Below are 21,661 nucleotides of genomic sequence, written 5' to 3'. Positions count from 1 at the left end.
GTCTCACCCGTTCTAAAACCGCGCAACGCCGCCAGATCGGCTGGTTTCGGCTGATGAAAGTCCGCTGAGACAGCTTGACTGTTCAGATAAGTCGCCGAGATCAACGCGGCATTCTGCTGCGCGTCTCTCGGCATCGTACCGACCGTCCGCCATGCCGACTATATCGGCGCCTGGCTGGAGGTGCTGCGCGAGGACAATCGCGCCATCGTCCGCGCCGCCTCCCAGGCGAGCAAGGCGGCCGATTGGCTGCTCGGCTTCCTGCCCGACGCCGATCTCGGCCCGGACGACACCAGGGTCTTGCACCCTGGAGGACTGATCGGTAGTTTTGAATTATCTGGTTTCTCCTTTTATTTCAGTTAGTTACGGACTTGGCGTACTTAGAGTGAGAGGGCGGCGCTTCGCTTCGTGACGGGTTGGAGGTCGAGAGAGAGTCTCCCGGCCGCCCGTCGCGGAGTAACGAACATGGCGAGTGCCATCCAGAAGATCACCCTGTCGTCGGCGCGCGACATTCCCTTCAACAAGCTGGTGCTGAGCCAGTCCAACGTCCGCCGCGTCAAGGCCGGCGTCTCGATCGAGGAAATGGCCGAGTCCATCGCCCGGCGCGGCCTCATCCAGAGCCTCCATGTCCGTCCCGTCCTCGACGCCCATGGCGCGGAGATCGGAATGTTCGAAGTGCCTGCTGGCGGTCGCCGCTATCGCGCACTCGAACTGCTCGTGAAGCAGAAGCGTTTGGCCAAGACGGCGACGGTGCCCTGCGTCATCGGCGACGCCAACAGCGACATCCTCGTCGACGAAGTATCGCTGGTCGAGAACATGGAACGCGCACCGCTCCATCCGCTCGACCAGTTCCGCGCCTTTCAGGCCATGCGCGACAAGGGCATGACCGAGGAGGCCATCGCCGCTGCCTTCTTCGTCAACGTCACCGTGGTGAAGCAGCGCCTGCGCCTCACCTCCGTCTCGCCGACCCTGCTCGAAATCTATGCCGATGACGGCATGACGCTCGAACAGCTCATGGCCTTCACTGTCAGCCCCGACCATGCCCGTCAGGAGCAGGTCTGGGACGCGATCAAGGATAGCTGGCAGAAGGAGCCCTATCAGATCCGGCGGATGCTGACCGAGACCGCGGTACGCGCCTCGGACAAACGGGCCATTTTCGTCGGTGTCGATACCTACGAGGCCTCAGGCGGCATCGTGCTGCGCGATCTCTTCCAGTCCGACGACGGCGGTTGGCTGCAAGACCCCGTCCTGCTCGACCGTATGGTGGCGGAGAAGCTGAAAGCCACCGCCGATCAGATCGCCGAAGAAGGCTGGAAGTGGATCGAGGTCGCGGTGAGCTTCCCCTATGGCCACGACCACGGCTTGCGTGAGCTTTCCGGCACCACGGTCGATCTGACCAACGAGGAGCGTGCGACCCGCGAAGCGCTGCGCGAGGAATATGACCGGATCGAAGCGGAATATTCCGAGGCCGACGAGCTGCCCGACGCGATCGATCAACGTCTCGGCGAGATCGAGCAGGCCCTGGACACCTTCGAGAACCGCCCGGTCAGCTACGATCGGGCGGACATCGTGATCGCCGGCGCGTTCGTCAGCCTCGACGCCGACGGCTCGCTGTCGATCGACCGCGGTTATGTCCGCGCCGAGGATGAGCCGCGGGCCGAGACCGACGGCGAGGCGTCCGAGGGCGACCAGCCCGATACGCCGGCCGTCCAACGCGCGGTCATCACCATCGGCGGCAAGCCTGCCGAGCCCGAGGACGATGAGGAAGACGGCATCAAGCCGTTGCCCGAGCGCCTCGTGATCGAGCTGACGGCCCATCGCACTCTGGCGCTGCGCAACGCGCTGGCCGAGCATCCGCACGTCGCCATGACCATGTTGCTGCACAAGCTTCTGAGCGACACCTTCATCCACACCAACCCGGCCGGTTGCCTCGAGGCCAATGTCCGCCACATCTTCTTCTCGGCCCAGTCCGAGGAATTGAAGGACAGCCCATCGGCGCAGGCGGTCAACGATCGCCACGAACGCTGGGGGGATCACATCCCCGCTGACGATGAGGCGCTCTGGGCCTGGCTGACCGATCTCGATGACGGCACGCGCATGGAGCTTCTGGCGCTTTGCGTCAGCTACGGCGTCAATGCGCTGTTAGAGCGTCCGAACCCCTATTCCGGCTCGGGCGTCAGCCAGCATGGCCTCGACGTGCGTCTGGCGCAGGCCGACCGGCTCGCACGGGCTACGGGCATGAACATGGTGGCTGCAGGCTGGAAGCCCACGGTCGGCAACTATCTCGGCCGCGTGACCAAGCCCCGCATTCTCGAGGCCGTCCGCGAAGGCGCCGGCGAGCGGGCCGCGCAGCTCATCGACCACATGAAGAAGGGCGACATGGCCAAGGAAGCCGAACGCCTTCTGACCGACAGCGGCTGGCTGCCCGAACCGCTGCGCCTGGCGTCCATCGATGGCGATCAGGCCGATACCGGCGAAGACACCGCCTTGCCGGACTTCCTCACCGAGGACGGCGAGGACGAAGACACCGATGAGGATGAAGTCCAGCACGCCGTCGCCGCCGAATAGCGCGGATCGCGCGGGGCGGCGTCGTTCGCCCCGCGCATCTCACCCCGATCTTCCACACCGCCCGGTCCCACGCTCGACAGCCTGCGCGGCTGTACCGCGCGGGCCGGGCATTCTCGTTTCAGGAGCCTGTCATGGCCGACTATTTCACCCATTTCTCGTGCCTGCTCGATGTCGGCACGCCCGAGAACGCCGCCCGCGCGCTCGACCTTTACAACCGCCTCTCCGAGGCTGGCGCATCGGAGGAACCGCCTTCCGAGGGCTTCCTCCTGTCGATCCAGCCCGAGCATGGCGGCACGCAGCTCTGGATGCGCGACGACGTCACTGGCGATCCCGAGCGCCTTATCCAGTTTGTGAAGCGCTGCGCCGCAGAATTCCGCCTCAGCGGCCGCTGGGGTTTCCAATATGCCAACGCCTGCTCGAAGCCCCGGCTCGACGGCTTCGGCGGCGGTGCGCATGTCCTCGATCTCGCCACCGGAGAGACCGTGGACTGGATCTACACCGATGGCTGGCTCGACCAGACCCTCTCCGACGAGGGAGGCCCGCTATGAGCATTCCGTCCCATGCTCAGAGCAATTTTCAGACGCTGCTGCGCGCTGCCGGTAACGGCAACCTTGCGCTCATGGAATGCCTCGACGCCGTGACCGGCGCTCCGCGCTACGTCATCTGCGCGGTGGGGCGAGACGATGGCGATTTCGTCTTCACGCCCTTCGGCCACCTCGCCGACGGCAATCCTTATGACGCCTACCTGCCGCCCGACCCCGGCGATCCTGGCGGCTTCATGCATCCGGGCACGCCGGGAGAAGCGCCATGATGGACATCGACGCCATCTTCGCCGCCGATCGTGAGCGACCGCCCGCAGAGCGCTCGCTTCCCTGGCTGGAGACCAGATGCGGCATCACCGTCATCATAGAGCCCAAGCCCCATTGGGCCAGCGACATGCGGGCGTTTCGGGCTGAGGCTCGCGAATATTGCGCCTATGCCGATTGGACCGCGAACGGCGCGCGCGCCCGGTTCTTCGGGCACATCGACACCAGCGGCGATGACCTGATCCGCAAGGCTCGCCGGCTCATCGCCAGCGAGATCGCCGACGGACACTGGGGCTGACACCTCAAAGCGCCTCTGCCGCTCGGCCGAGGCGCTTTTTTCATGTCGGCAGCGAAATGCTCGAGAGTGAGAGGGCCGCCGGGACGGGTTTGAGTCCGGGCGGTGAGAGAGAGCGCCGGTCGGGCTTCCCGTTCCCGCTCTCCCGAGGTTCCGATCCATGAACATCATGTCGTCCGTGGCCGTTCCGGCTGCGCCCATCCTCCGTGCATCCGCCATCATCGCCGCCGCCCATCAGCTTCTCGCCCTGCTCGAACGCGGCCAGCGGATCGACAACGCCGGTCTCCGCATCGCTATGGAAACGGCCTTCCAGGCTTCCGACACGAGCGGCGTCTGGGACTGGAAGACGGCCTACGAAGCCTGTGAATGCGCGACCGTCCTGTTCCTGCGCAAATACGGACGTGCGCTTTTCCGTAAAGCCGGCACTCCGGCTGCACGGCTTTCCGCCCTGTCGAAAATCACCGGCCTCCTGCCGACGCATACTCGTCGCTCCGAGGAGGCCCAGGCGCTTCAACAATTCTCGACACCGGTCCCACTCGGCCTCGCCGCCATCGCGGCCGCCGCGATCACACCGCTAGACATCGTGCTGGAGCCGTCAGCAGGCACGGGTCTTCTCGCCATCCTCGCCGAGATCAGCGGCGGCTCGCTGCTCCTCAACGAATTGGCCAAAACCCGCGCCGATCTGCTTGACCAGCTCTTTCCGGCCCTTGCCGCTACGCGGTTCGACGCCGCCCAGATCGACGACCACCTCCCGGCGAGCGCCGTCCCTTCCGTCATCGTGATGAATCCGCCCTTCTCGGTGATGGCGAACGTCTCTGGCCGGGTCGCCGACGCCGCGGCGCGCCATATCGCCTCCGCCCTGGCGCGACTTGCCGATGGCGGGCGTCTGGTGACGATCACCGGCGCGAACTTCGGTCCCGAGCAACCGGCCTGGCGCGACACCTTCGTCCGGCTTCAGGGGCGTGGGCGCGTCGTCTTCACCGCGGCGATCCACGGCTCAGTCTATGCCAAACATGGCACAAGCATCGAGACGCGGCTCACCGTCATCGACAAGCTGCCGGCCGAAGATACGGCCACGTTCCCTGGGTCCGCCGGCGTTGCGCCCGACGTCGCTACACTGCTCGCATGGATCGAAGCGCAGATTCCACCGCGGCTGCCACTCGCTCTGCCCGACATCGCGCCGCCCGTGTCGGGCTCGGAGCCCCGCGCCGTGCGGGGTTATCTCGCGCGCGCCGCCACGGAGCGTCCGGCCGCACGTTCCACCATGGACCCGCAGGGCGTTGAACTCGCCTACGACACGATGGACTGGACACCGCCGGAAGGCGCCCACCTCACGGACGCGATCTATGAAGAATACGGATTGCAGTCGATCCGTATTGCCAGTTCTCAGGCGCACCCCACCAAGCTCGTGCAGTCGGCGGCCATGGCGAGCGTTGCACCGCCCAAGCCCGCCTATCGGCCGATGCTGCCCGCGAACATCACCGATCTCCTGTCGGACGCCCAGCTCGAAACCGTCATCTATGCCGGCGAAGCCCATTCGGACTTCCTCGCCGGCTCCTGGATCGTCGATGCGACCTGCGATCTCGTGCAGGCGGCCAAGCCCGATGCCGAAAACGCCGTGCGTTACCGGCGCGGCTTCATGCTCGGCGACGGCACCGGGGCCGGCAAAGGCCGTCAATCTGCCGGCATCATCCTCGACAACTGGCTACGCGGTCGCCGCAAGGCGGTCTGGATCTCCAAATCCGACAAGCTGATCGAGGACGCGCAGCGCGATTGGTCCGCGCTCGGCATGGAGCGTCTGCTGGTCACGCCGCTGTCGCGCTTCCCGCAAGGACGGCCGATCACGCTGTCGGAAGGCATCCTGTTTGCAACCTATGCCACGCTACGGTCCGACGACCGTGGTGAGAAGGTTTCCCGCGTCCGGCAGATCGTCGAATGGTTGGGCTCCGATTTCGATGGAGTGATCATATTCGACGAGAGCCACGCCATGGCCAATGCCGCAGGCGGCAAAGGAGAACGCGGCGATGTTGCCGCCTCGCAGCAGGGACGCGCGGGCCTTCGGCTTCAACACGCCCTGGCTAACGCGCGCGTCGTCTATGTCTCGGCTACAGGCGCAACCACCGTCCACAATCTCGCCTATGCCCAGCGGCTCGGCCTGTGGGGCGGCGAGGATTTCCCCTTCGCCACCCGCTCTGAATTTGTCGAGGCGATTGAGGACGGCGGTGTCGCTGCCATGGAAGTGCTCGCTCGCGATCTGCGCGCACTTGGCCTCTATACCGCCCGATCGCTTTCCTATGATGGCGTCGAATATGAGCTGATCGAGCACGCGTTGACAGATGAGCAGCGTGGCATCTACGATGCCTATGCCAGCGCCTTCGCCGTCATCCACAATCATCTCGACGCCGCGATGCAGGCCGCCAACATCACTGGCAGCCCAGATAGCGGGGGAGCCACGCTGAACCGGCAGGCCAAGTCCGCCGCCCGTTCGGCCTTCGAGTCCGCCAAGCAGCGTTTCTTCGGCCATCTGCTCACGTCGATGAAAACGCCCACGCTGATCCGGTCCATCGAACGTGATCTGAATGATGGCCACGCGGCTGTCGTCCAGATCGTATCGACCGGCGAAGCGCTGATGGAGCGCCGGCTGGCGGAAGTCCCGACCGAGGAATGGAACGATATTCGCGTCGACATCACGCCGCGCGAATATGTTCTGGACTATCTGGCCCATTCCTTTCCGGTCCAGCTCTACGAGCCGTTCACGGATGGCGAGGGCAATCTGTCCTCGCGCCCGGTCTATCGCGACGGCCAACCCGTCCTGAGCCGCGAAGCTGTCGCACGCCGCGACGAGCTGATCGAACGTCTTGCGTCTTTGCCTCCCGTTCCGGGGGCGCTCGACCAGATCGTGCAGCGCTTCGGCTCAGATATGGTTTCCGAGGTGACTGGCCGCTCCCGGCGCATCGTCCGCAAGGGCGAACGCTTCGTCGTCGAAAACCGCGCGCCGTCCGCCAACCTTGCCGAGACGGCTGCGTTCATGGACGACCTGAAGCGCATCCTCGTGTTCAGCGACGCCGGCGGCACCGGCCGCAGCTATCACGCCGAACTGTCGGCCAAGAACCAGCGTCTGCGCGTACATTATCTGCTCGAACCCGGATGGAAGGCCGACGCCGCCATCCAAGGCCTGGGCCGCACCAACCGCACCAATCAGGCGCAGCCACCGCTGTTCCGTCCGATCGCCACGAACGTCAAAGCCGAGAAGCGCTTTCTGTCCACGATCGCGCGCCGGCTCGATACGCTCGGCGCGATCACGCGGGGGCAGCGCCAGACCGGCGGCCAGGGTCTGTTCCGGCCCGAGGACAATCTGGAATCGAGCTACGCCCGCGATGCGCTGCGTCAGCTCTATCTGCTGATCGTGCGCGGCAAGGTCGAGGGCTGCTCGCTTGGGCGCTTCGAGTCCGCGACCGGCCTGAAATTGACCGACGACAACGGCATCAAGGACGAATTGCCGCCGATCACCACGTTCCTCAACCGCCTGCTGGCGCTGACCATCGAGCTTCAGGGCATCCTCTTCACTGCCTTCGAGCAATTGCTCGACGCCAAGGTCGCGGGGGCCATCGCCAGCGGCGTCTATGATGTCGGGCTGGAAACGCTGACGGCGGAGAGCTTCGCCGTCACTGAGCGCACGACCATCTACACCCATCCGGCAACAGGCGCGCAGACGCGGCTGCTCACCATTGCCGAGCGGCGCCAAAACCAGCCAACCTCGCTCGATACCGCGCTTGGTTGGCTAGACGATCCGCATGCCCGGCTGCTCATCAACGCGCGTTCGGGGCGCGCTGCTGTCCAGGTGCCGGCGCCGTCCATCATGCTCGACGACGGCGAGATCGAGCGCCGTGTCCGCTTGATCCGGCCGATGGAACAGCACCACGCAACCCTCGCCACGATGGAAGACAGTTATTGGCAGGAGGCCGACCGCGAAACCTTCGCCGCCGTCTGGCAGCGCGAGGTCGACGAGCTGCCCCCCTTCACCGATGGCACGATCCACATGGTTAGCGGCCTGCTCCTGCCCGTGTGGAAGCGCCTGCCGAACGAGTCGACGCGCGTCTATCGGCTTCAGACCGATGATGGCGAACGCATCATCGGAAGACGGGTTTCGCCCGCCTGGGCCATGAATGCCGCCTCGACGGGAACGGCCAATCTCAGCAGCGATGATGCCTACGCCGCTCTGGTGGATGGTCGCACCAGCCTCGACCTGGCCAGCGGGCTCCAGCTTCGCCGCGCGCGCGTCATGGGCGCGAACCGGATCGAACTGTCAGGCTTCACCGACACCATGCGGGATCGCCTGCGCGCCTATGGCCTCTTCAGCGAGATCATCTCGTGGAAGCTGCGCTTCTTCGTTCCGGTCGATGCCTCTGGTCCCGCTATCATCGGCAAGCTGCTCGCCACCTATCCGGTCGAGCGGATCAGCGAGCGTGAGGCAGCGTGATGGCTCGGAAGGACGCTTCTGAACTGGCACACAGTCTCGGCCGACAGGCCGAGGCGGTCTGCCGCCACTATCTCTCCAACGGCCACCGGCAGGGCAATTACTGGCAGGTTGGCGATGCTCGCAATGTCGCAGGCCGCTCCATGTTCGTGCGCCTGCGCGACACCCCGAAGGGACCAGCGGGCAAATGGACCGACGCCGCCACCGGCGAACATGGCGACCTTCTCGACATCATCCGGGAATCGCTCGGCCTCATCGACTTCGCAGACGTTGCTCAAGAGGCACGCACTTTCCTCAGCCTGCCGCCCCCCGAACCGAAGCCGGCATCACGCCGCGGACTGGCGCCAGCGCCATCGGGATCAGCCGAGGCGGCACGCCGTCTCATCGCCATGACGCAACCGATCACCGGGACGATTGTGCAGACCTATTTGCGCAGACGCGGCATTGCGCTTTTGCACGGAACCGGAAACCTGCGCTTCCACCCCCGCTGCTACTACAAGCCCGACGATGGCCCGACCGAGACCTGGCCCGCCATGATCGCCGCCGTCACCGACCTCGCTGGCAAGATCACCGGCGCGCACCGCACCTGGCTCGCGCCTGACGGCGCCGACAAAGCCCCCATCGACACACCGCGCAAGGCGATGGGCGATCTCCTCGGCAATGCCGTCCGCATCGGCGTGCCCGGAAGCGTGATGGCGGCAGGCGAAGGTATCGAGACCATGCTGTCGCTCCGGCAGGTCCTGCCCGATATGGCGATGGCGCCGGCGCTTTCGGCGGCACATCTGGCCGCCATCCTGTTCCCGCCAACGCTTCGACGACTCTATATCGTCCGAGACGACGATCCGGCCGGTGACGGCGCGCGGGACATGCTGATCGAACGGGCGAACGCCGAGGGAATCGAGGCCATCCCATTGTCGCCAGCATTCGGGGACTTCAACGAGGATCTGCGGCGGCTCGGTATCGATGCGCTTCGGGCAGGCGTTCGAGTGCAACTCGCTCCGGAGGACGTCGCACGCTTCATGGACCTGGCCGCTTAGCCGGCAGGGGCTGACAGTGGCGCGCAGCCGCCATGCCCGCAACAATGCGCCAGTGACGGCAAGAGGAACGCGCCTCGACCTTCGAGAGGGCGATCGGCCATCAGCCGAGCCGGATCGGCAATGGCTGCGGCCGACGATTTTCCGGCGACCCTTCGGGTCTTTCCATCGCGAAACAAAATCCTCGGCCTTCGCCATCCTCCGCTGACGCTTCGGCCCTTCGGCTCACGCTAAGGGTGCAGGTCCGTCCCGCCTGACGGCTTCGTCGCCATGAAGGCCGCGACGGTCGCGGTCCTTGCCGACGGAGCACCCCATGAGCGAGCACGACGACTACGAACCGCACCACGAGTCATCCCCGACCGACCATCTGATCCAGGACTTGCAGCTCCACGGCTACCGTCCCTCAGAGGACGAGTTGGACCAACGCCCGCCACCGGAAGACCGCATCATCGAAGGCGCCGTCGCCGACATCTTCGACGCCCTGGTCGCCACGATCACCGACACCAGCCTCGACTTCGATCTCCCCGATCTGCTCTGGTCGACCGTCAATATGTTCCACCGCGCCGTGGACCGTATCGAACAGAAGCTCGACGACAACGAGCAGGCGCAAAAGCAGCTTCAGCGCGAACAGGATGGCTCCGAGGTGAAGTCCCTCCAGCTCGAGCGCCTGATCGACATTGGCATGAACCTGATCGACCGCCGCGACGGCATGGAAACCTTCCGCGAGGCCGCCGCTGGGCGCTACCTCGTCGCTACCGGCTCACCCTGGTCGCAACGCACCGGATCACGGGTCAACCATCGCAACCTCACCGCGTCGCTGATCGATAGCCGGGACTTCCTCGCCGCCAGGAGGCGCGTGGAAACCGAGGTGCTCGTTCCCACCGGGCCGAAGATCGCCTTCTCGGGCGGCGACACCGCCGACCACAAGCAGATCTGGGCCAAGCTCGATCAGATCCGCGCCAAGCACCCCGACATGGTGCTGCTGCACGGCGGCTCGCCGAAAGGCGCCGAAAAGATCGCCTCTCGCTGGGCCGATAGCCGCAAGGTGCCGCAGGTCGCCTTCAAGCCCGACTGGACCAAGCACGCCAAGGCCGCACCGTTCAAACGCAATGACCAGATGCTCAGTATCGTTCCGATCGGGGTCGTGATCTTCCCCGGCACAGGCATTCAGGACAACCTGGCCGACAAGGCCCGCAAGATGGGCATCCCGGTCTATCGCTTCGGCTCGGGCGGCGCGTAGGCGCCGCCGGTATCCTTCACCTTGAAAAACGATAGCAATTTCTATATTATGCTATCATCGCTATCAATTTCGCAGGAGGCGCTATCATGCCAGCCGTCACGATCCGGAACCTGTCCGACGCGACGCACCGCGCCCTCAAGGTGCGCGCCGCGCAGCACGGCCGCAGTGCCGAGGCCGAGATGCGCGACATCCTCGAAGCGGCTGTTCGCCCCGATACGCGCCTCCGGCTCGGCACGGCGCTCGCGGAACGCAGCCGTCGCCTCGGCTTGACCAATGAGGATGTCGAGGCCCTCGACCAGGCTCGTGACAAGGCGCCCGCCAAGCCGATGAGCTTCGAATGATCCTCCTCGACACCAATGTCGTATCGGAGGCGATGAAGCCCGCTCCCGACGAGGCCGTGCGCGCATGGCTCGACGAGCAGGCGGCGGAAACCCTCTTTCTCTCCAGCGTCACCATCGCCGAGCTGATGTTCGGCATCGGCGCGCTCCCCGGCGGCAAGCGCAAGGAGCGTCTCACCGAAGCCCTGGATGGGGTGATGGAACTGTTCGCAGACCGCGTCCTCCCGTTCGATGTCGATGCTGCGCGCCGCTATGCGGATCTCGCCATCAAAGCCCGAACGGCCGGGAAAGGCTTCCCTACTCCCGACGGCTACATCGCGGCGATCGCAGCCGCCAAGGGGTTTGCCGTCGCCACCCGCGACAGCAGCGCATTCGAGGCTGCGAATGTCGCGGTCATCGATCCCTGGAAGGCCCGGCGCTGACATCCGGCGAGCGGCAGCGCAGGTGAGGTCAGCCGAGCTGGCAGCAACAGTCCTCGCGGCAAGCAGACAACCCGGCCTCCTGATCGGATGATCACCCCCGCTTCAAGACGCTGATCCTTGGGTTCAGCCGATGGCCTGCCGCCATCAACCCTTAAAGGGTCGGACTACGCATAGCGTGCCGCCGCTCCGGCTTCGCCTGCACGGTGATTGCGGCCACCGGCCGAACTCTTCGGGCGCCTGTCAGCGGGGGATGGACCTCCGCTCAAACAGGAGCCAGGTCGATGTCCTTCCAAACCGCTCACGCCTTCGCCTTCAGCCTCGCTACCACGCTGATGGCGACCATCGTCATCTATCGCGCCGGAGACGGCACGCTCTCCGTCACCCCGGCGTCGGAATACGATGGCGATGAAAACGCCATCGTCGGCGAAATCGACCCCTTCGCCTCATGAGGCGAACCGGGTCGCGCAGTCGGCGGACGCTTCACGCTTCTGCTCCCCCCGCGGCTCGAATTCTGCTAATCTCGCATGTGCGCCGTGGTGGTGGTGGAGGCGCGTCCGTCTGACATTTCAGGAAGACACCACCATGATCTTCATCGGCATTCTCCTCTGCATAGCCGCCATCGGCTTCCTTTGCTGCCTGCTGTTCACGCTTGCGGTATTCGCGCTTCCGTTCTTCGCGGGCGTGACCGCAGGGACATGGGCCTATGGCACTGGCGCCGGATGGCTCGGCGCGATCCTTGTCGGCTTCGTCGCCGCCGGCCTGACTTTCGGCATCGGCCAATTCCTCCTCGCGACCGTTCGTCCGACCTGGGCACGCCTGCTCATCGCCGCAGCCTTCGTCGCCCCGGCTATCGTCGCCGGATTCCATGCCACCCATGGCATCGTGAAACACACCATGCCATCGGAGACATGGCAGACCGTGTTCTCGGTCATCGGAGCGATCGCGGTCGGCATCGTCGCCTTCGCGCGCATCACTGGAATGGCGGCATCCGGCCCATCGGCCGGGCATGTGTCGCACGCCTAAACCCGCAGCACCCATCGCGGCGGGATCAAGCGGCACATAGCCTTGCCTCCACGCCATCCGGTTGCCCGATGGGGAAGCGGCATTGCGAAGCATCGGCTGCACCCACCTGTCACGGAACGATGGAGCGCGTCGGGGCGGCAACGACATCGTGGCCGGCAACCCCTCAGCGTCGAGGCGTTCCGTCAGAGCTGGCGGAATGGCGAAATTCGCAGCGCAGGCCTGTTCGAGGGAGGTCTACGCCTGTGATCGCCGGTCGGCCTTCCCGGGCCAATGCGAAGGTCGCTGCCGTCTCCGCCGTCGATCCGTCCAGCACCCGCGCCAAAACGGCCTCTTCAATGGCCTGATCTGGCCGAAGGACGGCTTTGCCTCGAGCGCCTAAGCCACAATGGCTGGCCCCGACTTTCTTCCCCTGCCGGCTACGCCGCCATTCCTCGCGGGACAACAAAGTCGCGCCTGCGCCATCCTCCGCTGCGCTGCGGTCGCAAGCGATGTGTCGTCGCTCGCCTCCGTCCGGTCGATCGCCATCGAGGCCGCAATGGTGCGGGCTCGAAACGGAAAACGGAGACTTACAATGGCGACCATCGGCACCTTCAAGAAGACCGGCTCGAACGAATTCGGCGGCGAAATCGTCACCCTCAGCGTCCAGGCCAAGGGCGTGCGCATCGTCCCCGATCTGCGCGCCAGCGGCGAGAACGCCCCCAGCCACCGGGTTCTGGTCGGCCGCGCCGAGATCGGCGCCGCCTGGTCCAAGCGCTCCAACGAGGGCCGCGACTATCTGGGCCTCAAGCTCGACGATCCGAGCTTCACCGCTCCGATCTACGCCAACCTCTTCGATGACGAGGACGGCGAAGGCTACTCGCTGATCTGGTCCCGCCCCAACGGCCGCCGCGCAGACTGAGGCGGCGTCACGAGGCCCCGGCCGAAAGGTCGGGGCCGCCTTCCTGCTAAAATCGCCCCCAATCGCAGATGCGTGCCCCAAATAGTCGGATCACACCGAAGGCGCGCCCTCCGGCTTTACTGCCGAAATCAGCCCGCAGTACCTTCGTTTCACTGACGACAACGGCGCGATTGCCCGAATCACCAAGTCGGCGCCAGCGCAACATGGCCCTCCGGCAACGTCTTTGAGCTGGCTGAAGCGGGCTAATGCGACTAAAATAGCCGTAGTTCTGGAGCGCGCGCCGGTCGCGATGGGAGGTGATCATGCATGATCACCGCCCGACAATCACGGGCCGCACGCGCGTTGCTGGGTTGGACGCAGGAGACGCTCGCTGACAAGGCCCGCATATCGCTGACCGCGCTCAAGCGCCTCGAATCCGAAAGCGGGCTCGATGTGTACGAGACGACGCGCGATCAGGCACGCAGGGCCTTGGAAGCTGCCGGCATCGTCTTCCTGTCGACCGACCGAGGGCAAGGAGTGCTGCTGGTCGATGATCGCGGAAACAAGCCGAACCGATCTACAGGCTTACGCTGACCTGTGGGCAGCCAGACTCCACGTCATTCGCACTGTCTCCATTTCGGATCAAACTTGGATCATAGACAGGCACCGCATATTCGCCGAGTCTGCACCATGACCGCACCATTCCAGGACCTCGCGCCGTCGGGGCAAGATCTCACCGATTACGACAGGTCGCACGCCAAACTTTACATGCGCTTGCTGGATGCAGCCGCAGACGGCGCGCATTGGGAAGAGGCCGTGCGGGTGCTGTTCGACCTCGATCCCGACCGTGAACCCGAACGCTGCCGACGCATTCATGACAGCCATCTCGAACGCGCCCGCTGGATGACACACACCGGCTATCGGCACCTCCTGCGACCCGCTCACCGCTGAGAGGTTAACAAACCTGCGTGATGCCGTTTCGACATCATGCAATGCCCTCGTCCGGGCTTCCAAGAGCCTCGTCGCGCCGAGAAAAATCACACGCTCGACTTACGCGCACCACGCGGGAGAGTTGATGCGATGAGGCCCGATACATCGAACTGGCGAGACGACCGCAGCTACGATTTCCTCGATACACTGCCGATCGAAGGTCTCGCGTGGGAATGCCTTCGCAGATACCGACCTTATCAGGACGAATACGCCGGTCTGGTCGAGGTCGGCGCCGAGACGCAGCCGCTGCCTGATGACAGGCAGCAGCGCTGGGGGTTGCGATTTCCCCGCGAGACCAGGTCGTTCTGCCCTACAGCAACAGGTGGTGTGGTCGCCGCAGAGCAATCCCGCCGTCCTCTTTCTGACAGCGCGGCCGAACTTTCTGCCGTCCAGCTCAAACAGCCTCGCCGGCAGGTTCGCTGCGGGACATGATGGCCCCGAAGGAGCCTATGCCGGCCTTCCCGAGCATGACCTCCAGCTTCTCTTCCTGCCCGGCACATCCCCACACAACCAGCTTGCGGCGGTCATCCCCATCGATGACGACATCCTCGATCGCATTGATGCGCTGACACGCCTCTCACGCGCCTGGCTCCAACGTCCGCCATTGCGCGACACGCGCATGACCACCGAGCAGCGTCGCCGTTTTCGCCTCAAACTTCGTGCTGCCGACGGTCGCATGAACGGCGCGACCTATCGCGACATCGCCATCGCAATCTATGGCGCGGCGCGGATCGATACAGACCCCTGGAAGACCTCGCCGCTGCGTGATGCCGTGATCGCATTCGCCGAAGCCGGGTCGGCCCTCATCAATGGCGGTTATCTGCACCTGCTTCGGCATCGTCGACGCACCTAGCCCGCGCCAACGACAGGGGTGGGAAATTTAGCCATCCCAAGTCCCCCATCCATCCCGCCGAAGGTTCTCCGCCACCGTTGTCGCTGTCAGCCGCTGATCGTCAGCGGCCCCCAGCAACCCCACGGAGGCCCGCCCAATGCGACCCGATACCGCCGCGCTCCCGCCACGCTACCTGCGGACCAAGGAAGCCGCCGAGTTTCTCAGCCTGTCCGCGCGCACCCTGGAAAAACATCGCACCTACGGCACGGGTCCGGCCTATCACAAACTCGGCGGGCGCGTCGTCTATTCGGTCGACGATCTGGAAACCTGGGCCGAGCGCGGCGCCGTAACCTCGACGTCCGATCCGCGCGGCTCCGTGCTTCCCGCCAAGCGCCAGACGCTACCGACCGGCCAGATCGCCGGCCGATACGCACGCTGATCGTGGCCGGTCCCTTTCATGGTGGTGCGTCGTCGTGACCCTTCGGAGCGTGGGCAGCTCGACCTGTTTCGCGCGCTTCCCGGCGACTTCGCGCCACGAGATGCGCAGGATCTCATGGCCTATCCCTTCTTCTCCCTCTCGAAATCGCACCGCATAGCGCCGATCGACTTTTCGGCGGGCGGCGTCTCCATCCGGGTCGAAGCCGTCCCCGATCATGGCATGGCTACAATCTGGGACGCCGACATCCTGATCTGGGCTGCGAGCCAGATCGTCGAGGCCCGGGACGCGGGCCTGCGCACGTCGCGTCTGATGGCGGCGACACCCTATGAGATCCTCACCTATGTCGGTCGCGGCACATCCATGCGCGATTATCAGCGGCTCAAGGCCGCGCTCGACCGGCTGCAATCGACCACCATCTCGACGTCGATCCGTCAGCCCGCCGAAGGCCGCCGTCACCGCTTCTCGTGGATAAACGAGTGGCAGGAGCGCACGGATCGCCAAGGACGACCGGATGGCATCGAGCTGATCGTCCCCGACTGGTTCTACAAGGCCGTCCTCGATGACGCGCTCATCCTCACCATCGATCCGGCCTATTTCGATCTCACCGGCGGCCTCGATCGCTGGCTCTACCGCATCGTGCGCAAACACGGCGGCCGTCAGCGCGGCGGCTGGCGTTTCGACCTACGCCACCTCCACCTCAAATCCGGCAGCCTGTCGCCGTTCAAGCGCTTCGCCTTCGAACTGCGCGACATCGTGCGGCGCCAACCACTGCCCGGCTACGTCCTGTCGCTCGAAGTGGAAATCAGCGGGCGCACGCTGCTGGCTTTCGAGCCACTGGCCGCCTGTGGAAAACCTGTAGACGGCCTCGTGCTATCGGGAACCCGACCTATCGTGCCATCGGGAACCCGAGGCTCGTGCCATCAGGAACCCAAGCCGGCCTTAACATCTGGAAATCGTGGGCGGATTCGCGCCCTTAACTTAGAGTCTAACCAAGAATCTAACTTTGAAGAGCGCGCGCGCGATGTGGATAACCTCATCCGCACCGCCGCAGCGACCCTCCGCGCCGCCGGCAAATCACCGCGCAAGGGCGCTCCAGCAGATCAGACGGGCCGGAAAGAGAGCGAACCGGCTTCCCCCGATCAGCTTCCGCTCCTCGATCGGCCTGGAGGTGCGCGATGATCGTCGCGTTCCTCAACCAGAAAGGCGGTGTCGGCAAGACGACGCTGTCGCTCAACCTCGCAGGCGAACTCGCCGGACGCGGTCAGCGCGTCACCCTGATCGACGCGGACCCACAGGGCTCGGCCCTCGACTGGTCTGAGCAGCGTATCCGTGAGGGCCAACCCCGCCTGTTCGGCGTCGTCGGCCTGGCGCGCGACACGCTCCACCGTGAAGCGCCGGAGCTGGCCCGCGATGTCGACCACGTCGTCATCGACGGCCCGCCGCGTGTCGCCGCCCTCATGCGCTCGGCGCTGCTCGCCGCCGACCTCGTGCTGATCCCGGTGCAACCGTCGCCGCTGGACGGCTGGGCATCGGCCGAGATGCTGGCGCTGCTCCGCGAAGCCCGCGTCTATCGCCCGGAACTGGTCGCCCGCTTCGTGCTCAATCGCTGCGGTGCGCGCACCACCCTGGCCCGCGAGACGGCCGAGACCCTGGCCGATCACGATCCACCGTTACTCGCCACCACCATCGGCCAACGCATCGCTTTCGCTGCGGCCGCGCAGACCGGCCGCCTGGTCGCCGAACTCGACGATGCGACATCGGCCGCGCGCGAGATCGCGGCCTTCGCCGACGAACTCCTCCGTCTTCGTCCGGGCGGGAGCGCACCATGAACGAGCGATCCACCCGTCGCGGCTTCGCTTCGCGCCCCGCCGATCCCGAACGATGGATCAAGGCTGCGGACAACGCACCACGCACCGCTGACGTCGCCGCGTTCACCGCCAGGCTCACCATCGATGTGACGCCCGAACTGCGCGGCCGGATCAAGATCGCCGCCTTCGGGCGCGGCGTCACCGTCGCCAACATGCTGCGCGAGCTGCTCGCGCGCGAATTCCCCTCGACACCAGGAGACCCCATATGACCGGCACTGCGGCTCCCCGCATGTGCGGCGGCCCGCTGCCGTCAGCGCTCCCCCATGACACCATGACCCATGTCGAAATGACGTGGATCGAGAAGAAGATCGAATACTGGATCAGGTTCGGCCGCGAGGCGCATGAACAGATCCTCGATCGCCGCCGGCGTGTCGTCTCATTCCGTCCGAACACCGTATTCGCTTTCGTGCGATGGGCGGCCAACGATTTCGGCACGATCATCTCGCGCATCGACATCGTGCGCGCGGTCGAGCCCGGAGAGCCCTACCAGACGCTGCCTTTCGTCCGGCCGGGCGGCGAAATCCTGCTCAGGATCGACGGATGGCCGAAGGTCGAAGACGTGCTGCGCCACGTCGATGCCATTGAAGCCATCGGCATCGAGGCGGACACCGTTTCGCCGGAACACTGGCGTCACGTCCACAACCGGATGGCGGCTGGACATCAACCGCGCACCTATACGCTCGACCAGCATCGCGCCTACCTCCTGCGTCGGAGGGCACAGCCGTGACGCGCGCCGGTCTCTTCCTCGCCATGGCTTTCGCGACCACGGGCATCAGCTATCCGGCGCTCACCCCGCTGCCGATCAAACTCCTGTGGAACGCATCAGCCAGTGCGCCCATCGGCTTCTACACGATCGACTTCAACGGCCCGTTCGACGTCACCGATCTCGTTGCCGTCGACGCGCCCGAGCCGCTCGCGACCTTCATGGCCGAACGCGGCTATCTGCCCAAAGGCGTTCCGCTGCTGAAGCGCATTCTCGGCGTCTCCGGGCAGACCGTTTGCCGCTCGAACGCCTCCATCACGATCGATGGCGTCGAAATGGGAGATGCGCTGCCGCGTGATCGCGCCGGGCGCGACCTGCCGATCTGGCAGGGCTGCCGCCGTATCCCGACCGGCGAAGTCTTCCTGATGAATTGGCAGGTCCGCGACAGCCTGGACGGTCGCTACTTCGGCCTGACGTCCACCGATCAGATCATCGGCCGCGCCGTCCCCTTGTGGACAGACGAGGACGGAACGGGCCGCTTCGAATGGCGCGAGCCGACGCGATGAGCACCTCGCCGTCGGCGGGAGCGGTGCCCGCCAACGGCTTTCCCAACGCCGCCGCAAAGGAAGCAGTCATGCCTCAGATTGGTCAATTCACGCGCCAGGAGACTGGCTTTGCCGGCAAGCTGGAGACCTTCACGCTCTTCCGCGATGTTGTCATCGTGCCGGCAGAGCTCTCCGAGGCCGAGAACGCGCCGGATTACCGTGTTCACGCCAGCGACGATGGCAAAGCCGAAGCCGGGCCGGAAATCGGCGCGGGCTGGAAACGCACCGGCGAGCGCGCGGGCGAATATGTTGCCGTACTGATCGACGACCCTGCGCTGCCGCAGCCGATCCGCGCCAATCTGTTCCGCGACGATGACGCCGGGAACGCCTGGTCGCTGCACTGGTCGCGCCCGCGCGATCGCGCCGGGAAAGACTGACCGATGTCCGGTCGCCGTCCAACGACGAGCCATCGGGATGCGCGCGGGCGGCATCATGTCGCCCGGCGCATGGCTTGCCTTCTCCTTTCCGGCCTGGCCCTCGCAGCAGGCGCAACGGACGCCGCTCTTGCCCAGTCCGCGTCGGCTGCGCGCACGGTCGCTGGCGATCCGCACGCCGCCTTCGTCACCGAAGCCTCGCAGCGGTTCGGCATTCCCGAACACTGGATCGTCGCCGTCAAACGCGCCGAAAGCGCCGGCGATGTGCGCGCGGTATCGTCGGCCGGCGCGCTGGGGTTGATGCAGGTCATGCCCGATACCTGGGCCGCGCTTCGCATTCGCTATGGGCTCGGGCGAGACCCCTACGACCCGCGCGACAACATCCTCGCAGGCGCGGCCTACCTGCGCGAAATGTTCGACCGCTATGGCACGATCCCGGCAATGCTGGGGGCCTACAATGCGGGGCCTGGCCGCTACGACGAATACATCCAGACCGGCCGCGCCCTACCCGCCGAAACGCGGGCCTACATCGCGCTGCTGGCTCCGCAGCTCGGCGCAACATCGCCATCCGGCGCACCATCCGTTGCGCCGCCACCGCCGCCGGATTGGCGGGAAGCGCCGCTCTTCGTCGTGCGTTCCGCCGACGCTCGTTCGGCAACATCGTCATCGCAAAGCGCGCGTTCGGACGACAGCCACTCCTCCGTCGCGGCGCGGTCGAACGATACCGCCGAAGACTCGAACGCGCCTATCGTCGTCGCTCGCTCTGACGGGGATGCGCCCCGATGAGCTGCGGAAACATCCGTCGCAGTCTATCGTATCCCCGCGTGGCATGGAGGGCGCGAGGGCGAGAGGCAGGCGCCACAACCGAACGATGGCAGGATAAAAGGCCGCACATTGCGCGGCGGTCGGGCGGTTGTTTTTTCAAGGTATTTTGGCGTGTTCCGCACATTGCCGTGCTCATGGGCAATGTGCGCCTGACGCCCAATAGCCTGTATCAGCGCAATTTTTCGCACATTGCGGGCTTGCGTCATGGCCGATGACCACGAGTTTCGTGTTCGGCCTGGGCGCATCCGATCAACCCGCGCGCAGTCAGCTCGGCCCTTCATCGCACAGGCGCTGGCCGCGGCGAAGAAGGCGGGCGGCGGCGTCTCGCGCTCCGGGCGCGTCGTTGCTGCCAATCGCTCGCGCTTCGGCCGCGGCCAGCGCGCCAGCATCCAGGCGAACCGCTTCATCACCGCGCGCACGCGCGGCGCAGTCATCAAGGCCCGCGTCGTGCGGCACTCCGGCCGCACCGCGCCGCTGGGCACGCATCTCGATTATCTCCGCCGCGATGGCGTGACCCGTGATGGAGAGAAGGCCCGGCTCTTCGGGCCGGGAACGGAGGAAGCTGATGGCCGCGCCTTCGCCGGCCGATGCGAGGACGATCGCCATCATTTCCGCTTTATCGTCTCACCGGACGACGCCGTGGAGATGTCGGACCTCAAGTCCTTCATCCGCGATCTTGTCGGCCAGATGGAAAAGGACTTGGACACGCGGCTCGATTGGGTCGCGGTCGACCACTGGAACACCGAGCATCCTCACGTCCATCTGATCGTGCGCGGCGTCCGCGACGATGGCCAGGACCTCGTGATCTCGCGCGACTACATCAAGGAGGGCATGCGTGACCGCGCGCGTGACCTTATCACACAGGAGCTTGGCCCGCGCACCGATCTCGATATTCGCCGCACGCTCGAACGCCAGATCGAGGCGGAGCGCTGGACGCAGCTCGATCGGCAGCTTGTCCGCGACGCTGCAAAGACCGGCGTCATCGATGTCGCGCCGGAGGCCGGCCGCCAGCCCGACGCCTACGCCGTCGAGAAGGTGGGCCGCCTGCGCAAACTCGCAGCCCTCGGCCTCGCCAGTGAAGTCGGACCTGGGCAGTGGATGATCGACGATCAGGCTGAGGTGACGCTGCGCCAGCTCGGCGAACGCGGCGACATCATCAAGCGCATGCACCGCGCGCTCACCGAACGCGGTATCGACCGCGGCTCGGGCAACTACGTCCTGGCTGGGGAAAGCCTCGATGTTCCGGTCATCGGTCGTCTGGTCGAGCGCGGACTCGATGACGAGCTGAAGGGAACGGCCTACGCCGTGGTCGACGGCGTCGATGGTCGGACCCACCACATCCGCCTGCCGCATCTCGATGCGGCGGGGGACAGCGCGCCGGGGTCGATCGTCGAGCTGCGCGCCTTCGAAGATGCTCGCGGCGAACGCCGCGTCGCACTGGCCGTCCGCTCCGATCTCGACCTTCAGCATCAGGTGAACGCCTCGGGCGCGACCTGGCTCGACCGGCAGTCCATTGCCCGTGATCCCGTCGCCATGTCAGAGGGCGGCTTCGGCGCCGAGGTGCGGCACGCGATGCGGCAACGGGCAGAGCATCTGGTTCACGAAGGTCTCGCCGAGCAGCAAGGCCGCCGCGTCATCTTCAGCCGCAACCTGATCGAGACGCTTCGCCGCCGCGAGGTGGGCGCTGTTGCCGACTGGCTGGCGAAGGAGACAGGCCAGCCGTTCAAAGCGGCCGGCAATGGCGAATATGTCGTCGGCACCTATCGCCAGCGCATGACGCTCGCATCCGGCCGCTTCGCGATGATCGATGACGGCCTCGGCTTCCAGCTCGTGCCCTGGTCGCCGTCCCTCGAAAACCAGCTCGGCAAGCACGTCTCCGGGGTCGCCCGCGGCGACGGCGGTGTCGACTGGAGCTTCGGCCGCAAGCGGGGGCTCGGCCTCTAATCAC

25 protein-coding genes and 1 pseudogene are annotated in these 21,661 nt (G+C 65.7%); all 26 read left to right on the top strand.

The features are described from left to right. Positions 1-90 precede the first annotated feature (90 nt). A pseudogene (locus J2X50_RS14185) lies at positions 91-360 on the top strand (zincin-like metallopeptidase domain-containing protein); the annotation flags it as partial. A 102-nt stretch (positions 361-462) separates the two neighbouring features. Then, positions 463-2,565 carry a ParB/RepB/Spo0J family partition protein gene (locus J2X50_RS14180; RefSeq protein WP_429095901.1) on the top strand — a complete coding sequence of 701 codons (2,103 nt, stop codon included), beginning with the start codon at positions 463-465 and terminating at the stop codon, positions 2,563-2,565. Between the two features lie 131 nt (positions 2,566-2,696). After that, complete coding sequence (locus J2X50_RS14175; protein WP_429095900.1) at positions 2,697-3,113, top strand: hypothetical protein; 417 nt, start codon at positions 2,697-2,699, stop codon at positions 3,111-3,113. Continuing rightward, positions 3,110-3,376, top strand: a complete 267-nt coding sequence (locus J2X50_RS14170) for a DUF6117 family protein (protein ID WP_429095898.1) — start codon at positions 3,110-3,112, stop codon at positions 3,374-3,376. The genes J2X50_RS14175 and J2X50_RS14170 overlap by 4 nt, the downstream gene beginning before the upstream one ends. After that, entirely contained in the window at positions 3,373-3,669 is a 297-nt protein-coding gene (locus J2X50_RS14165; protein WP_429095896.1) for a hypothetical protein, read from the top strand. Before J2X50_RS14170 ends, J2X50_RS14165 begins: the two co-directional genes overlap by 4 nt. A 157-nt stretch (positions 3,670-3,826) precedes the next feature. Further along, a complete protein-coding gene (locus J2X50_RS14160; protein ID WP_429095895.1) occupies positions 3,827-8,146 on the top strand; it encodes a strawberry notch-like NTP hydrolase domain-containing protein in 4,320 nt (1,439 codons plus the stop codon). Next, positions 8,146-9,180 (top strand): DUF7146 domain-containing protein, encoded by a 1,035-nt coding sequence (locus J2X50_RS14155; RefSeq protein ID WP_429095893.1) that lies wholly within the window; start codon positions 8,146-8,148, stop codon positions 9,178-9,180. Before J2X50_RS14160 ends, J2X50_RS14155 begins: the two co-directional genes overlap by 1 nt. A gap of 310 nt (positions 9,181-9,490) precedes the next feature. Then, positions 9,491-10,417: an SLOG family protein gene (locus J2X50_RS14150; RefSeq protein WP_429095891.1), complete on the top strand. Its 927-nt coding sequence runs from the start codon at positions 9,491-9,493 to the stop codon at positions 10,415-10,417. A gap of 86 nt (positions 10,418-10,503) precedes the next feature. Beyond that, entirely contained in the window at positions 10,504-10,758 is a 255-nt protein-coding gene (locus J2X50_RS14145) for a FitA-like ribbon-helix-helix domain-containing protein (RefSeq protein ID WP_429095889.1), read from the top strand. Further along, entirely contained in the window at positions 10,755-11,177 is a 423-nt protein-coding gene (locus J2X50_RS14140; protein WP_429095887.1) for a type II toxin-antitoxin system VapC family toxin, read from the top strand. The genes J2X50_RS14145 and J2X50_RS14140 overlap by 4 nt, the downstream gene beginning before the upstream one ends. A 281-nt stretch (positions 11,178-11,458) precedes the next feature. Beyond that, positions 11,459-11,626, top strand: coding sequence for a hypothetical protein (locus J2X50_RS14135; RefSeq protein WP_429095886.1), 168 nt, complete (start codon positions 11,459-11,461; stop codon positions 11,624-11,626). A gap of 133 nt (positions 11,627-11,759) precedes the next feature. Then, positions 11,760-12,200 (top strand): hypothetical protein, encoded by a 441-nt coding sequence (locus tag J2X50_RS14130; protein WP_429095910.1) that lies wholly within the window; start codon positions 11,760-11,762, stop codon positions 12,198-12,200. A gap of 571 nt (positions 12,201-12,771) precedes the next feature. Next, positions 12,772-13,098 (top strand): DUF736 domain-containing protein, encoded by a 327-nt coding sequence (locus J2X50_RS14125; protein ID WP_429095885.1) that lies wholly within the window; start codon positions 12,772-12,774, stop codon positions 13,096-13,098. A gap of 306 nt (positions 13,099-13,404) precedes the next feature. Then, positions 13,405-13,671, top strand: coding sequence for a helix-turn-helix domain-containing protein (locus J2X50_RS14120; protein WP_128779061.1), 267 nt, complete (start codon positions 13,405-13,407; stop codon positions 13,669-13,671). Between the two features lie 96 nt (positions 13,672-13,767). Further along, positions 13,768-14,028, top strand: a complete 261-nt coding sequence (locus J2X50_RS14115; RefSeq protein WP_169862713.1) for a DNA -binding domain-containing protein — start codon at positions 13,768-13,770, stop codon at positions 14,026-14,028. Between the two features lie 36 nt (positions 14,029-14,064). Beyond that, entirely contained in the window at positions 14,065-14,499 is a 435-nt protein-coding gene (locus tag J2X50_RS14110) for a transcriptional regulator domain-containing protein (protein ID WP_429095882.1), read from the top strand. Beyond that, positions 14,393-14,920 carry a DUF2285 domain-containing protein gene (locus tag J2X50_RS14105; protein ID WP_267223648.1) on the top strand — a complete coding sequence of 176 codons (528 nt, stop codon included), beginning with the start codon at positions 14,393-14,395 and terminating at the stop codon, positions 14,918-14,920. Before J2X50_RS14110 ends, J2X50_RS14105 begins: the two co-directional genes overlap by 107 nt. Before the next feature lie 136 nt (positions 14,921-15,056). Continuing rightward, entirely contained in the window at positions 15,057-15,338 is a 282-nt protein-coding gene (locus J2X50_RS14100; RefSeq protein ID WP_012110094.1) for a helix-turn-helix transcriptional regulator, read from the top strand. An 18-nt stretch (positions 15,339-15,356) separates the two neighbouring features. Further along, entirely contained in the window at positions 15,357-16,517 is a 1,161-nt protein-coding gene (locus tag J2X50_RS14095; protein WP_429095881.1) for a replication initiator protein A, read from the top strand. Next, positions 16,514-17,167, top strand: a complete 654-nt coding sequence (gene parA, locus J2X50_RS14090; RefSeq protein WP_429095879.1) for a ParA family partition ATPase — start codon at positions 16,514-16,516, stop codon at positions 17,165-17,167. The genes J2X50_RS14095 and parA overlap by 4 nt, the downstream gene beginning before the upstream one ends. Then, complete coding sequence (locus J2X50_RS14085) at positions 17,164-17,415, top strand: hypothetical protein (protein ID WP_429095877.1); 252 nt, start codon at positions 17,164-17,166, stop codon at positions 17,413-17,415. The genes parA and J2X50_RS14085 overlap by 4 nt, the downstream gene beginning before the upstream one ends. Then, complete coding sequence (locus J2X50_RS14080; RefSeq protein WP_429095875.1) at positions 17,412-17,933, top strand: DUF2840 domain-containing protein; 522 nt, start codon at positions 17,412-17,414, stop codon at positions 17,931-17,933. Before J2X50_RS14085 ends, J2X50_RS14080 begins: the two co-directional genes overlap by 4 nt. Further along, positions 17,930-18,475, top strand: a complete 546-nt coding sequence (locus J2X50_RS14075) for a S26 family signal peptidase (RefSeq protein ID WP_429095873.1) — start codon at positions 17,930-17,932, stop codon at positions 18,473-18,475. The genes J2X50_RS14080 and J2X50_RS14075 overlap by 4 nt, the downstream gene beginning before the upstream one ends. Positions 18,476-18,543: 68 nt before the next feature. Then, positions 18,544-18,891, top strand: a complete 348-nt coding sequence (locus tag J2X50_RS14070; protein ID WP_429095909.1) for a DUF736 domain-containing protein — start codon at positions 18,544-18,546, stop codon at positions 18,889-18,891. Between the two features lie 3 nt (positions 18,892-18,894). Beyond that, positions 18,895-19,674 (top strand): lytic transglycosylase domain-containing protein, encoded by a 780-nt coding sequence (locus J2X50_RS14065; protein ID WP_429095872.1) that lies wholly within the window; start codon positions 18,895-18,897, stop codon positions 19,672-19,674. A gap of 243 nt (positions 19,675-19,917) precedes the next feature. Then, positions 19,918-21,657, top strand: coding sequence for a relaxase/mobilization nuclease domain-containing protein (locus tag J2X50_RS14060; RefSeq protein ID WP_429095870.1), 1,740 nt, complete (start codon positions 19,918-19,920; stop codon positions 21,655-21,657). Positions 21,658-21,661 lie beyond the last annotated feature (4 nt).

Origin of the sequence: Aminobacter sp. BE322, assembly GCF_050433525.1 — a bacterium.
Lineage (GTDB): Bacteria > Pseudomonadota > Alphaproteobacteria > Rhizobiales > Rhizobiaceae > Aminobacter.
Note: the sequence above shows the minus strand (reverse complement) of the source record. Positions and strands in the feature narration are given on the sequence as shown.